This window comes from Campylobacter sp. IFREMER_LSEM_CL2256 (genome assembly GCF_025771645.1).
In the GTDB taxonomy this organism is placed as follows: Bacteria; Campylobacterota; Campylobacteria; order Campylobacterales; family Campylobacteraceae; genus Campylobacter_D.
The window spans coordinates 1-13,411 of sequence record NZ_JAKMQQ010000012.1; the positions used below are offsets into that span (position 1 = coordinate 1).

Below are 13,411 nucleotides of genomic sequence, written 5' to 3' on the forward strand. Positions count from 1 at the left end.
AGTTAGCATTTTAATTTTTTAATAACACTGTCTAATTTTTTACTATCTCCATCTTTTAAATCTTCTAAAGCCTCTATAGCAGGAACAAAATCTTCCATTTCATCAAGATAATTTTCTAAAGCATTGCGTAAAATTTCAGCCTTTTTCTTTTTAGAAAATTTTGCAGTTTGACTTAAGCGCTCGTAAAGTTCCTCTGAAAGAGTTAGAGTGTATCTTTTATTCATTGTCTAGCCTTTATTTTGGTCTTATTGCTTCTTGGCAAGCTTTACATTTGTAATTTGCGTTAGTTGTTTGTATTTTTTGATGAATTTCATAAGGAACTTTGTGAATTTTATTTGCGCAAGAACAAATGTATTCATAAAATTCTTGCAATTCTCCTAAGTTTGTATTTTTGTCTTTTTTACCAAGTTGGGCTTGGTGCCATTTTTCTATTTTCATATCTTCTCTTAAAATATGCTCTAAAAGCCATTTGGATGCAATTATATTAAGTTTTTCTTTTAAATCATTAGTACTTTTTAAATTTTGGATCAAATCTATCATGGATTGTATGATACTTTTATGAATTTTTTGATGATTAGCAAGTTCAGGATAGCCTATTTTTGCCATATATTTTTCTTCTTCGGCAAAATGTTCTTTCATGTAATTGAAAAAATCCGCAAGTAAAAATTTAATCTGTCCTTTGTGAATAGGTTTATCCGAAATCATCTCAACATTGGCAGCAAGCTCAAAAAGTTTTTGGTGCTGCTTGTCGATTTCTTCATTGTGAATACTATATTTGTCGCACCATTTTGGTAACATACTAAAACCCCTTGTTTGGTTTGTGGGAGAGTTCTTGATGTATTATAATTTACAATATTTTAAATTATGATTAATTTTTATTAAATTTCGGTTTTTTCTTTACATAAAATTAAATTAGTAGAGCATTTTTTACATTTAAATTGTACTTTAGAATATTGTATTTTTAAATGAATTTCATAAGGAACTTTATGAATTCTACCTTCGCATTGGCATTGATATAAGAAATTTTTTATTTTTGGTTTTTCTTCTTCAAAGCTATCTGAAGAATTTTGTATTTGTGTACTTTGCTTCCAATACTCTATCATCATATCATGCTGAATGATATGTTCTATAAGCCATGAATTAACCACTATGTATAATTTTTCTTTTAAATCATTAGTGCTTTTTATGCTTTGTATGAGTTTTATCATAGATTTTGTGATTTGTTTATGCATGAGTTTATGTTGGTTTAAGTAAGGATAATTAATTTCAGCCATGTAGTTTTCTTCATCTTGAAAATGAATTTTAATATAGTGAAAAAATTCAGCAACTATCTTTTTAAGTTCTACTTGATAAATTGGTCTATCTGAAATTTCTTCAACTCTAGCAGCAAGTTCAAAAAGTTTTTTATGTTGTTCATCAATTTTTTCATTATTAATGCTATATTTTTTATCCCATTCAGGTAACATAAAAATCCTAACAGTATAACATTATAAAATAATTAATATTTTATAAATATTTTGCTTTAATTCTACTAAATTCACACTCAATTTACACAAAAAAAATATAATGTTTTAAGAAAATATGATAAAAAGGTTAAAAATGGCTACACAAATTCTTTTGTTAGAAGATGATATTAATTTAGGAGAAATTGTTAGTGAATTTTTAGAAGAAGAAGGTTTTATAGTTACTTTAGTCGATAATGCTCAAGATGCGCAAGATAAAGCTTATGAGAAAAATTTTGATTTATGGATTTTAGATGTAAAAGTTCCACAAGGTGATGGTTTTAGTGTACTTAAAAAATTAAGAGAAGTTGGCAAATATACTCCAGCTATTTTTATGACTTCATTAAATACTACTATGGATTTACAAAAAGGTTTTGAAAGCGGTTGTGATGATTATATTAAAAAGCCTTTTGAATTGCAGGAGTTAAAAATAAGAATTAATGCTATTTTAAAGCGTTCTTTTGCTCATAAAAATGAAGATTATGAAGACTTGGGAAATGGTTTTAAATTTGCTTTTATTTCACAAACTTTATATCAAGACGATAAACCTTTAACTCTGCCTTTAAAAGAATTAAAGCTTTTATCTTTGCTTTTAAAAAATAAAGGTAAATTTATAGATACTGCTTACATTTTTGAAGAAATTTGGGAGTATGATCAAGAGCCAAGTGAGCTTAGCTTAAGAGCTTATGTAAAAAATTTACGAAAAATTTTAGGCAAAGATAGTATTGTCAACCAAAGAGGAAGAGGGTATTGTTATGTATGAAGCCAAGCGCGTTGCGTGGCAAATTCTTTCTTTGTATTTAGTGAGTATAGGAAGTGTTCTTATAGTACTTTTTGGCGTATGGTATGCAAAGTTAATAGAAGAATTAATAGCTGAACATAGCATAAAATTAAGACAAGAACATCGTTTTGTAATTTTACAAATGGAAAAGTTACGTTTTGAGCCTATAGAAAAAGGTGCTAGAAAAATTGCTCAAATTTCTAATATAAAATTTGCAATATTTGATAGAACAAAAGTTTATTTTTCTAATCTTGACTTGCCTGCTCAAACAACATTTTTTAAACTTAATAACGCAAATATTTATAATAATAACACTCTAATTTATGTGGCTGATGTGAATTTAAATAATTTATTGCTTGCAAATACTCAAGGACAAGATGCTTTGGAGGTCTTAGGTGATGTTAATCGTTTGAGGGTTTTAGTACAAGGTGATGATATCTCCAAAGAACTTGGATTTATAAGATTTAAAGTAGCTTTGGCTATGGTTTTTTCTTTGATTTTTGTAAGTATAATGGCTTATTTTATACTAAAATTTGCACTCAAGCCTTTAGAAATGAGAATAAGATTTTTAAATAATTTTATAAAAGATACCACTCATGAGATTAATACTCCAATTAGTGCGATATTAATGAGTGTAGAAGGTTTAGAAAGAAAAAAGAATTTTGAAGAACTTAAAGCTTTAAAGCGTGTAAAAATAGCTGCTTTGACTTTGAGTCATTTGTATTCAGATTTAACTTTTTTAAATTTTTCTCAAGCTTATGAGGCTAAAAAGGATTGGATATTTTTAAAAGATTTGATTAAAGAAAGAATGGAGTATTTTAAGATATTTTTGGAGCAAAAAAATATTAACTTAGAGTTTAGCTTGGAAGATGGTGGAAAAATTTATGCCAATAAAGAGCAGTTTTTTAAAATGTTTGATAATCTTGTTAATAATGCTATAAAATATAATGTAAAAAATGGACATATCAAAATAATGCTTTTGGATCAAAGACTTATAATAGAAGATAGTGGCTGTGGTATAGCAAAGGAAAATTTGGCCAACATTTTTGAGCGTTATTCAAGATTTAATGAAAATCAAGGTGGTTTTGGTATAGGGCTTTCTTTAGTGGATAAAATTTGTAAAGATCATAACATTAACATAAAAGTAGAAAGTGAGCTAAATAAAGGAACAAAATTTATTTTAACTTGGAAAAATTAAAATTATTTATTGCTCATTTTAGCCTTTTCTTTGGCATTTATAAGTGTTGTGGTAAATTCGTTTAAATTTTTAGTATCGTTTTGATTTAGAGTTTGTGAGGTATGATTTAGTATTTGAGTGATTAAAACTTCGTTACTTAAGTCATTATCACCAAATTCTCTAGCCTTTTGTAAAATTTTCAAAGCAAGCAAATTTTTTACTTCATACATTTTAATCCTTTAAATAAATCACGCTAACAATGCGCTTTGGAGTTTGGTTTTTTCTATAAGAAAAAAATCTCTCATCATCAAAGGTGCAAAGACTGATATCAAAAATATCATTAACACCTAATTCTTTTGCTTGAAATTTAACTAATACTTTTAAATCAAGCTTATTTTCATGTAAAAAAGGTGCAAATTTTTCTTTGCTGTAGTTTAAAACCTCGCCATTAATTTCATAATTTTTAGCACAAATTCCTGCTGAAATGATGAGTTTTAAATTCTTTGCTTGAGTGTTAAAACTTTCTTGTATTTTTAAAACAGCTTCTTTTAGGATATTTTCAAAACATCCTTTTCTACCTGAATGTAAAGCTGCTATGGCTTTATTTTTATCATCATATAAAAGCAAAGGTAAGCAATCAGCACTTAAAATACACAAAGCTACATTTTTTTCATTACTAATTACCCCATCAGCATTAAAGTGAAAATCTTTATTGTATTGAGTAATGATATTAGAATGAATTTGATTTAAAAATACACACTTTTTTATAGAATTTTCCCAAGGAAAAATATTATCATGAATTTTTGCTCTAAAAATATTATAATCTTGATCAAAAGCTATAAAAGCTTTTACAAAATCATTTTCTAATAAAGTGATGCAATTTTGTCTATTTGTTGCCATGAAATTTCTTTTTTATAATTTAATTGTCTGTGTATGTATCTTGCTAAAAGATCACTTTCTATATTAACGCGTCTTCCTATAATGTAATCTTTAAATAAGGTTTCATTAAAGGTTATAGGAATAATAGTCAAACGAATACCATCTTTTAAAACTTCATTGATAGTTAAGCTCACCCCATCTATGGCTACGCTTGCTTTGTTGGCCATATAAATTTGTATATCATCAGGACATTTAATATAAAAATCAACTCCGTTTTCTTTTTTAGAAATATTAGTAATTTCACCTATACCATCAATATGCCCTTGCATTAAATGTCCATCTATTCTATCGCCATAAGCTAGCGCAGGTTCAATATGCACATAATCTTTTAAATTTTCAATAGCTATGTGAGTTCTTGTTTCATAAGAAAGCTCAAGATTAAAACCATCATCAAAAAGTTTTATTACGCTCAAACACGCACCATTGACAGCAATACTATCGCCTAGTTTTGGTTTGTAGTTTGCTTTTAATCTTAAAGTGTTGTTTTGATATGATTTGACAAAGGCTAATTCGCGGATTAATCCATTAAACATTCAATACCTTTAATTTTTATGAGATTTTATCTAAAACTTTTAAATTTCAAAAAGTATTTTTAGTGTTTTATTTTAAAAAATATTATATAATTTTTGCCTTTTTATAAAAATGAGGTCAAAATATGTATGATATAATCGTAATAGGTGGTGGGCATGCTGGAGTTGAAGCTAGTGCTGCTGCTGCTAGAATGGGTAAAAAAACTTTACTTTTAACTACTTTAATCGAGCAAATTGGTGCTGCAAGTTGTAATCCTGCTATAGGTGGTTTAGCAAAAGGACATTTGGTAAAAGAGCTTGATGCTATGGGTGGACTTATGGGACAAATTACCGACGAGGCCGGAATTCAATTTAGAATCTTAAATGAAAGCAAAGGTGTTGCAGTGCGCGGAAGTAGAGCACAAATTGATATGGATGCTTATAGAATTTGTGCTAGAAATATGCTTTTAAAACTTGAAAATTTAGAAATCTCTCAAGAGCAAGTTTTGTCTTTGATTGTTGAAAATGATGAGCTTAAGGGGGTTAAAACTAATTTAGAAAATACATATTTTGCTAAAAAAATCATACTTACAACAGGAACTTTTTTAAATGGACTTATCCATATAGGTGAAACCAAACTTCAAGCAGGTAGGGTAGGCGAGCTTGCATCTGTAAATTTGGGAGATTACTTAAAACAAAGTGGTTTAAAAGTAGGAAGATTAAAAACAGGAACTTGCCCAAGGGTTGATGCTAAAAGTATCGATTTTAGTGTTTTAGAAATTCAACCTGGAGATGAAAATCCTAAAGCTTTTAGCTTTAAAACAAAAAATTTCAAGCCTAATCAACTTCCATGTTATATAGCAAGAACAAATTTAAAAACACATGAGATTATAAAAAGTAATTTCTACCGTGCTCCGCTTTTTACAGGGCAAATTGAAGGTATAGGACCAAGATATTGTCCTTCTATAGAAGATAAAATTAATCGTTTTGGTGATAAAGAAAGTCATCATTTATTTATAGAGCCACAAACTAAAGATGCGACAGAGTATTATATTAACGGTTTTTCTACTTCTTTACCTTATGAAGTGCAAATTGCAATGCTAAGAAGTATAAAAGGTTTTGAAAATGCTAAAATCACGCGTTTTGGTTATGCCATAGAGTATGATTATATTGATCCAACAGAGCTAAAACATACTTTAGAAACCAAAAAGATTAAAAATTTATATTGTGCTGGACAAATTAATGGAACTACTGGTTATGAGGAAGCTGCTGCGCAAGGTTTTATGGCAGGAGTAAATGCGGTTTTAGCAATTGATGAAAAAGAACCTTTTGTGTTAAGGCGTGATGAAGCTTATATAGGGGTGTTGATTGATGATTTAGTGATGAAAGGCACCAAAGAGCCTTATAGAATGTTTACTTCAAGAGCTGAGTATAGACTGCTCTTAAGAGAAGAAAATGCTATTTTAAGACTTGGAGAATATGGATATAATTTTAAACTTTTAAGCCAAGAAGATTATGCATATATTGATAATATAAAGCAAAATGTTAGCAAAGGACTTGAGTTTTTGCTTCAAACTACATGGACACCAAGTAAGCAAAATAATGAATTTTTACAAAGCATTGAAGAGGAAAAGATTACTTCAATAGTGAGTTTACAAAAAATTGTTGCAAGAGCTAGTTTTAATATAGAAAAATTAAAAGCTTTAGATGAAATGTTTAAAAATATGGACGAGTATTCTTTAAATGAAATTTTAAATGAAGCAAAGTATTATCATTATATTACAATGCAAAAAGCACAAATTGAAAAAATGAAAAATTTAAATGATTTGAAAATCCCTGAAAATTTCGACTTTAAAAGTGTGAGTGGATTGAGTAATGAAGTAGTGGAAAAACTGCAAAAATTTAATCCACCAACTATTTTTGCTGCTTCGCAAATTAGCGGTATTACTCCTGCTGCTTTGGATATTTTACATATTTATATCAAAATGAAAAAACAATAGATAATAATAAATTTATCTATTGTTATGATTTAAAACAAACATTTATTTTTGTTTTTAAATAAATATCCATATATCTTAAATCAAGCTTTTTATACCAAAGAAAAAATTTATCATTTTTTAGATAAACTGCTAAGTTTTACAAAAAAATCAAAACAAAGGAAGTAAAATGGCTACATCTGAAAGTAGACGAAGCTTTATGGGCTTTGCCTTTGGAACGGTAGCTGCTGTGGGTGGTGCTTTTTCATTAGTTGCAATGAAAAAAACATGGGATCCACTCCCAAGTGTAAAAGCAGCAGGTATTACTACTGTAGATCTTTCTGGTATGAAAGAGGGCGAGCTTAGAACAATTGAATGGCGTAAGAAGCCTATATTTATCTTAAAAAAAGATGCAGATATGGCAAAAGATAGCAATAGAGATGTTGTTGTGGGTGATGTTGCTTATACTGTAGTTATTGGTCTTTGTACGCATTTAGGCTGTATTCCAGCTTACGCTCCAAGCGAAAAATTATTTAAGTGTGCTTGCCATGGTGGTGAATTTGACACCAGTGGTAAAAATGTATTTGGTCCTCCTCCAAGACCTTTGGACATTCCTCCTTTTAGAATTGATGGAACAAAATTAGTATTAGGCGAAGAAGGTCCAGAATATAAAAAAATGATCGCGGAGGCTTAATATGGCACAGATAAAAAAAGCAAATGGTATTGTAGATTGGCTTGATCAAAGATTAGCTGTAAATAAGCTTTTTAATGTTTTAATGGCTCAATATTGGATACCAAAACAAATTAACTTCTTATGGGCAATGGGTGTTATTTTAACTACTCTTTTTGCTATTTTATTTATTTCAGGTTTATTTTTAGTAATGTATTACAAGCCAGATGTAGCTTTGGCTTTTGATAGCGTAAATAAAACCATTATGCAAGAAGTGGAGTATGGGTGGCTTTGGCGTCATATGCACGGTGTGGCTGCTTCGGTTGTATTTTTAATCATATATATCCATATGTTAACAGGAATTTATTATGGCTCTTATAAAAGAGGCCGCGAAATGATTTGGATTAGTGGTATGCTTTTATTTGTTGTATTTTCAGCAGAAGCATTTAGTGGATATATGTTGCCTTGGGGGCAAATGAGTTTTTGGGCTGCTCAAGTTATTACTCAACTTTTTGGTGGAATTCCTTTTATAGGTGATGCGTTGGTTATTTGGATAAGAGGAGATTTTGCAGTTTCAGATCCAACTTTAACTAGATTTTTTATGTTGCATGTATGTTTATTGCCTATCGTGATTTTAGCAATTATTGCATTTCACTTTTATTCTTTAAGAATTCCTCATGTAAATAATGAAATTTCAGAAGAAATTGATTTTGATTTAGAAGCTGAAAAATATTTAGCAGGTGATACAAAAGGTTCTAAAGTTATTCCTTTTTGGCCAGGATTTTTAGCTAAAGATTTTATGTATATTGCGCTATTTATGATTTTCTTCTTTTATTTAGTATGTTTTAAATTTAATTTTGCAATGGATCCAATCAACTTTGACCCAGCAAATTCTTTAAAAACACCTCCTCATATTTATCCTGAATGGTATTTCTTGTGGAGTTATGAAGTTTTAAGAGGATTTTTCTTTGATGTTGGAAGCATTAAAGCTTTTGATATAGGGCTTGCAGCATTTGGCATAGCACAAATTATTTTCTTCTTATTACCTTGGCTTGATAGAAGTGATGTTGTAAAACCAGCACATGAAAGACCGATGTTTTTTGTATGGTTTTGGGTATTATTGATAGATTTAATTGTACTAACAGTTTATGGAAAACTTCCTCCAACAGGAATTAATGCTTGGATAGGATTTTACGCTTCTATGGTATTTTTACTATTATTGTTAGTAGTCTTGCCAATTATTACTATCATGGAAAGAAAAAGGGGCTAATAATGAGAGAATTAAAAATATTTTTTGTAGTTGTCTTTTTCACAGGTTTAGTTTATTGGGGGGTTGAGCCTTACGCGCATTCAGTGATGAATCCTCCTTCAACTCCAGTTAATTTTGACTTTGCAAAAGCTGATGCAGAATTTACCAAAGGTGAAGTTGCTTTAAAAGAAAAGGCAGCAATGGATGCTAATGCTTCAGGAAGTGAAAAAGCTATAGCTAATGCTCAAAAAGCATTAGAGCTTGCTAAAAGCCAAGAAGAAGCTACTAAGCAATTATGGGAAAAAATCGCAAAAATTGATTTTAGTAAAGGTAATGCACAAAAAGGAAAAGAGCTTTTTGAAGGAAATTGTATTGCATGCCATGGTGTGAAAGCTGTCGGAATTCCTGCTACTATCACAGATTCTTCTTTAGGTGTAACACCTCCTGATTTAAGTGATGCGGGTGCTATTTATGATGAGAAATTTTTAGCAGCATTGATTGTTGATCCAGTTAAAGCTTTACAAATTTCACATAAATTTAATGATGAAAATCCATTCTTAATGCCTGCTTATCCTTTAAGTGGCGATGAAACACAAGATAATCAAGATTTAGCAGACTTAATTGCATTCTTTAAAAATACAGCTAGTGAATATGAAAAAGAATTTGATGCAAAATTAAAAGCTGATTTAGAAGAAAAATATGCTAAAAATCAAGAGCTTTCAGAGCAAGCAAAAACAGCTTTAATTGCAAAAGAGTTTGATTTTGCTAAAAACAAACATACATTTGAAAATGCTTGTGGAAGATGCCATGATGTAAAATATGATGGCTTTGTTTCAAGCTCAAATATGAGTGATTTAAAAAATTATCTTGGTATGACACCTCCAGATTTATCTATGATGATTCGTTCTAAAGGTGCACATTATCTTGAAATCTTCATCAATGAACCTCAAAAGAAAATTCATGGAACTGCTATGCCAAGAGTTGGTTTGAATGAAAAAGCACAAACCCAAGTTATTAATTATCTTGAAAAAGTTGGTGATAGTAAAAAAGAAGAAAGAGAGCAAACAGGAATTTATATCATGATATTCTTTGCTATCTTAAGTATTTTTGCTATAGGCTGGAAAAGATCAGTTTGGTCAAAACTACACTAATTTACCCAAAGAACGCCTTGTGGCGTTCTTTTTCTTCAATAATAAGCTAAATATAAAATAAAATTTGATATAATATTCTTTCATTTCACACGCATTAATTTCCTTATTAGGTTGCTTATGGGTTAAAGAATGCGGAGGAATAAACCTAATTATTTTATTTCAAGGAGAATTTCATGGTAAGCATGAGAGATTTATTAGAGTGTGGTGTACACTTTGGACACCAAACAAGAAGATGGAATCCAAAAATGAAAAAATTTATTTTTGGAGAAAGAAAAGGTATCTATGTAATTGATTTACAAAAAACACTTAGATACTTTAGATATACATATAACATCGTTCGCGATGCTGCTGCAGAAGGTAAAACAATTTTATTTGTTGGCACTAAAAAACAAGCTGGTGGAGCGATTAAAGAATATGCTGAAAAATGCGGTATGCCTTATGTAAATCATAGATGGCTTGGTGGTATGATGACTAACTTTGGAACTATCCGCCAATCGATTAGAAAATTAGAAGTTATAGAAAAAATGGAAGAAGATGGAAGCATTAAGCTTTTAACTAAAAAAGAAGCTTTAATGCTTACTAGAAAAAAAGAAAAATTACTAGCATATCTTGGTGGTATTAGATATATGAAAACCCAACCTGATATGATTTTTGTTATCGATACTGTTAAAGAAAAAATTGCGGTACAAGAAGCTAATAGATTAAAAATCCCTGTGGTTGCTCCACTAGATACAAACTGCGATCCTGACTTAGTAGATTTCCCAATTCCAGGAAATGATGATGCGATTCGTTCAGTTCAACTTTTCTGCCAAGAAATGGCTGAAGCAATCAATGAAGGTAAAGCTTTAAGAGAGCAAGATGGTGAAGTAAATGAAGAACAACCAATCTCTGAAGAAGAAAAAAAAGAAGTTTTAGAAGAAGCTATGAGTGAAGAAGATTTTGAAGGAGATAAAGAGTAATGGCTGAAATCACTGCACAAATGGTAAAAGAACTGCGCGAAAGTACTGGCGCAGGTATGATGGATTGTAAAAATGCTTTAAAAGATACAGATGGTGATTTTGAAAAAGCAGTGCAACTTTTAAGAGAAAAAGGACTTGGAAAAGCTGATAAAAAAGCCGATCGTTTAGCTGCTGAAGGTTTGGTAAGTGTAAAAGTAAGCGATGATTTAAAATGCGCAACTGTAAGTGAAATCAATTCAGAAACTGATTTTGTTGCTAAAAATGAACAATTTATTGCTTTAACAAAAGATACAACAGCACATATTCAAGCTAAAAGCCTTCAAAATGTTGAGCAGTTGAATTCAAGTGAGATTAATGGTGTTAAATTTGAAGAATATTTAAAAAATCAAATTGCAACTATAGGTGAAAATTTAGTTGTAAGAAGATTTGCTACTGTAAAAGCTGGAGCTAGTGGAGCGGTAAATGGCTATGTTCATTCTAATGGACGCGTGGGTGTTATTATTGCTGCAGCTTGTGATAGTGAAGCTACGGCTAATAAGTGTGGAGAATTTTTAAAACACCTTTGTATGCATATTGCTGCAATGAAACCAAATTATCTATCTTATGAAGAGCTTGATATGGATTTTGTAGAAAATGAATATAAAGCTTTAGTTGCAGAGTTGGAAAAAGAAAATGAAGAAAGAAGAAGATTAAAAGACCCTAATAAGCCAGAACTTAAAATTCCAAAATTTGCAAGTAGAAAGCAATTAACTCAAGAGATAATCCAAGAAGCTGAAGAAGCTATTAAAGCTGAACTTCAAGCACAAGGAAAACCAGAAAAAATTTGGCCTAACATTATCCCAGGTAAACTAAATAGCTTTATAGCGGATAATTCTCAGCTTGATGGTAGACTTACTCTAATGGGACAGTTTTATGCGATGGATGATAAAAAAACTGTCGAGCAAGTAATTGCAGAAAAAGAAAAAGAATTTGGTGGAACTATTAAAATAGTAGAATTTATTCGTTTTGAAGTGGGCGAAGGTCTAGAAAAGAAAACTGAAGATTTTGCTGCTGAAGTTGCTGCGCAAATTGGTTAAAAATGGAACTTTTAAAAGCGGAAAATTTAAGCCATAGTTTTGATATTCCGCTTTTTGAAAATCTAAATTTTACTTTAAATGCAAAAGATTGTATTGCAATATGTGGAAGTAGTGGGTGTGGCAAATCTACTCTTTTGCATATTTTATCTACCTTGTTAAAACCTCAATCAGGAAAAGTTTTTTATAATAATCAGGATTTGTATTCCTTAAACGATGAAGCTTTATTAGAAATTCGTAGAAAAGATTTTGGGATTATTTTTCAAATGCATTATTTATTTAAAGGTTTTTTAGCTTTTGAAAATATAGAGCTTGCAAGTATTTTGAGTAGGCAAAATATCGATTATGAGTTATTAAAAAAACTTGATATTGTTGATTTAATGAATCAAAAGATCACAAAATTAAGTGGTGGACAGCAGCAACGAGTAAGTATAGCTAGAGTTTTAAGTAAAAGACCAAAAATCATTTTTGCTGATGAGGCTACTGGTAATTTAGATTTTAAAAATGCTTTAAATGTGTTAGATATTTTGATCAGTTATGTCAAAGAAAATAATGCAGCCTTAGTTTTTGTGACTCACGATCAAGAACTTGCTAAAAAATGTGATAGGATTTATCATTTAAGTAATTATGGAATTTGTTAAATATTTAGGCGATGAAAATGTTGTAATCTTCATGCTTTTATTTGCCAGAATGAGTGGATTAATAGTATTTTTCCCTTTTTTTTCTCACAATAGTATACCTTTGGTAGTAAAAACAACTTTAGCTTTATTTTTAACAATGTTTTTATATCCTTTGGCAAAACTTGAAAATAATACACCTGATTCTTTTTTTATTTTATATCTTTTAAGTGAAGTGCTTTTTGGGATGGTTGCAGGTTTAATTTTGCAAATGATTTTTGCCATTTTACAAATGGCAGGTGAGCAAATTTCTTTTACCATGGGTTTTTCTATGGCTAGTATTTTAGATCCAGCTACAGGTGCTAATACTCCAGTAATTTCTCAAGTTTTAAATTTGCTTGCATTGTTGGTTTTTTTAGCATTTGATGGTCATCATTTGGTATTGCTTTTTATATCTAGTTCGTTAGATTATATTAGTTTGGGTGGATTTTATCCGCATGAGAATTTAATGCTTTATTTGAATAAAGCTATGGTAAATATCTTTGTGCTCGGTTTTTCTATGGCTTTTCCTATTTTAGCAATATCTTTATTATCAGATGTTATTTTTGGTATGCTTATGAAAACTATGCCACAATTTAATCTTTTAGTGGTGGGTTATCCTATCAAGATATTTTTATCTTTTGCGGTGCTTATTGCTATTTTACTCATCATGATGCAGTATTTTAAAAATTTAATGTTAAAAAGTTTTGAGCATATGGAGTTATTGTTTTTCAATATATAAGCAATAAATAATTAAAAATGTTTTAAA

16 protein-coding genes are annotated in these 13,411 nt (G+C 29.8%); 10 read left to right on the plus strand and 6 right to left on the minus strand.

The window, feature by feature from the left end; all coding sequences use genetic code 11:
- Positions 1 to 2: 2 nt before the first annotated feature.
- The 3 genes from L8U00_RS06395 to L8U00_RS06405 all read right to left on the minus strand — a co-directional run bounded on the left by L8U00_RS06395 (position 3) and on the right by L8U00_RS06405 (position 1,466).
- Positions 3 to 224 (minus strand): ribbon-helix-helix protein, CopG family, encoded by a 222-nt coding sequence (locus L8U00_RS06395; protein ID WP_263708933.1) that lies wholly within the window; start codon positions 222 to 224, stop codon positions 3 to 5.
- A 10-nt stretch (positions 225 to 234) separates the two neighbouring features.
- On the minus strand, positions 235 to 798 hold the full coding sequence (locus L8U00_RS06400; protein ID WP_263708934.1) for a bacteriohemerythrin: 564 nt from the start codon (positions 796 to 798) through the stop codon (positions 235 to 237).
- Positions 799 to 878: 80 nt separating this feature from the next.
- On the minus strand, positions 879 to 1,466 hold the full coding sequence (locus L8U00_RS06405; protein WP_263708935.1) for a bacteriohemerythrin: 588 nt from the start codon (positions 1,464 to 1,466) through the stop codon (positions 879 to 881).
- A gap of 133 nt (positions 1,467 to 1,599) precedes the next feature.
- On the opposite strand from L8U00_RS06405, the gene L8U00_RS06410 reads away from it, so the two are divergent.
- Positions 1,600 to 2,265 (plus strand): response regulator transcription factor, encoded by a 666-nt coding sequence (locus L8U00_RS06410; protein WP_263708936.1) that lies wholly within the window; start codon positions 1,600 to 1,602, stop codon positions 2,263 to 2,265.
- On the plus strand, positions 2,228 to 3,481 hold the full coding sequence (locus L8U00_RS06415) for a sensor histidine kinase (RefSeq protein ID WP_263708938.1): 1,254 nt from the start codon (positions 2,228 to 2,230) through the stop codon (positions 3,479 to 3,481). The genes L8U00_RS06410 and L8U00_RS06415 overlap by 38 nt, the downstream gene beginning before the upstream one ends.
- A gap of 2 nt (positions 3,482 to 3,483) precedes the next feature.
- Here the strand turns inward: L8U00_RS06415 and L8U00_RS06420 are convergent, their stop codons facing one another.
- From L8U00_RS06420 to ribE, 3 genes are read right to left on the minus strand one after another with little or no spacing between them, the layout of a single operon-like run.
- The gene (locus tag L8U00_RS06420; RefSeq protein ID WP_263708939.1) at positions 3,484 to 3,690 is read right to left on the minus strand and encodes a hypothetical protein; all 207 of its coding nucleotides are present in this window, start codon (positions 3,688 to 3,690) and stop codon (positions 3,484 to 3,486) included.
- Position 3,691: 1 nt separating this feature from the next.
- A complete protein-coding gene (gene pgeF, locus L8U00_RS06425; protein ID WP_263708940.1) occupies positions 3,692 to 4,360 on the minus strand; it encodes a peptidoglycan editing factor PgeF in 669 nt (222 codons plus the stop codon).
- Positions 4,324 to 4,932: a riboflavin synthase gene (gene ribE / locus L8U00_RS06430; protein ID WP_263668701.1), complete on the minus strand. Its 609-nt coding sequence runs from the start codon at positions 4,930 to 4,932 to the stop codon at positions 4,324 to 4,326. Before ribE ends, pgeF begins: the two co-directional genes overlap by 37 nt.
- A gap of 122 nt (positions 4,933 to 5,054) precedes the next feature.
- Between ribE and mnmG the strand changes: the two genes are divergently transcribed.
- The 8 genes from mnmG to fliR all read left to right on the plus strand — a co-directional run bounded on the left by mnmG (position 5,055) and on the right by fliR (position 13,384).
- On the plus strand, positions 5,055 to 6,908 hold the full coding sequence (gene mnmG / locus L8U00_RS06435; RefSeq protein ID WP_263708942.1) for a tRNA uridine-5-carboxymethylaminomethyl(34) synthesis enzyme MnmG: 1,854 nt from the start codon (positions 5,055 to 5,057) through the stop codon (positions 6,906 to 6,908).
- A gap of 166 nt (positions 6,909 to 7,074) precedes the next feature.
- Entirely contained in the window at positions 7,075 to 7,578 is a 504-nt protein-coding gene (locus L8U00_RS06440) for a ubiquinol cytochrome c oxidoreductase, 2Fe-2S subunit (RefSeq protein ID WP_039618773.1), read from the plus strand.
- Between the two features lies 1 nt (position 7,579).
- Entirely contained in the window at positions 7,580 to 8,824 is a 1,245-nt protein-coding gene (locus tag L8U00_RS06445) for a ubiquinol cytochrome c oxidoreductase, cytochrome b subunit (protein ID WP_039668616.1), read from the plus strand.
- Between the two features lie 2 nt (positions 8,825 to 8,826).
- Complete coding sequence (locus tag L8U00_RS06450) at positions 8,827 to 9,954, plus strand: c-type cytochrome (protein WP_263708943.1); 1,128 nt, start codon at positions 8,827 to 8,829, stop codon at positions 9,952 to 9,954.
- A 173-nt stretch (positions 9,955 to 10,127) separates the two neighbouring features.
- On the plus strand, positions 10,128 to 10,913 hold the full coding sequence (gene rpsB, locus L8U00_RS06455) for a 30S ribosomal protein S2 (protein WP_039626640.1): 786 nt from the start codon (positions 10,128 to 10,130) through the stop codon (positions 10,911 to 10,913).
- Positions 10,913 to 11,989, plus strand: coding sequence for a translation elongation factor Ts (tsf, locus tag L8U00_RS06460; protein WP_263708944.1), 1,077 nt, complete (start codon positions 10,913 to 10,915; stop codon positions 11,987 to 11,989). Before rpsB ends, tsf begins: the two co-directional genes overlap by 1 nt.
- 2 nt (positions 11,990 to 11,991) lie before the next feature.
- On the plus strand, positions 11,992 to 12,627 hold the full coding sequence (locus L8U00_RS06465) for an ABC transporter ATP-binding protein (RefSeq protein WP_263664302.1): 636 nt from the start codon (positions 11,992 to 11,994) through the stop codon (positions 12,625 to 12,627).
- A complete protein-coding gene (gene fliR, locus L8U00_RS06470; RefSeq protein ID WP_263664301.1) occupies positions 12,614 to 13,384 on the plus strand; it encodes a flagellar biosynthetic protein FliR in 771 nt (256 codons plus the stop codon). The genes L8U00_RS06465 and fliR overlap by 14 nt, the downstream gene beginning before the upstream one ends.
- Positions 13,385 to 13,411: the final 27 nt, after the last annotated feature.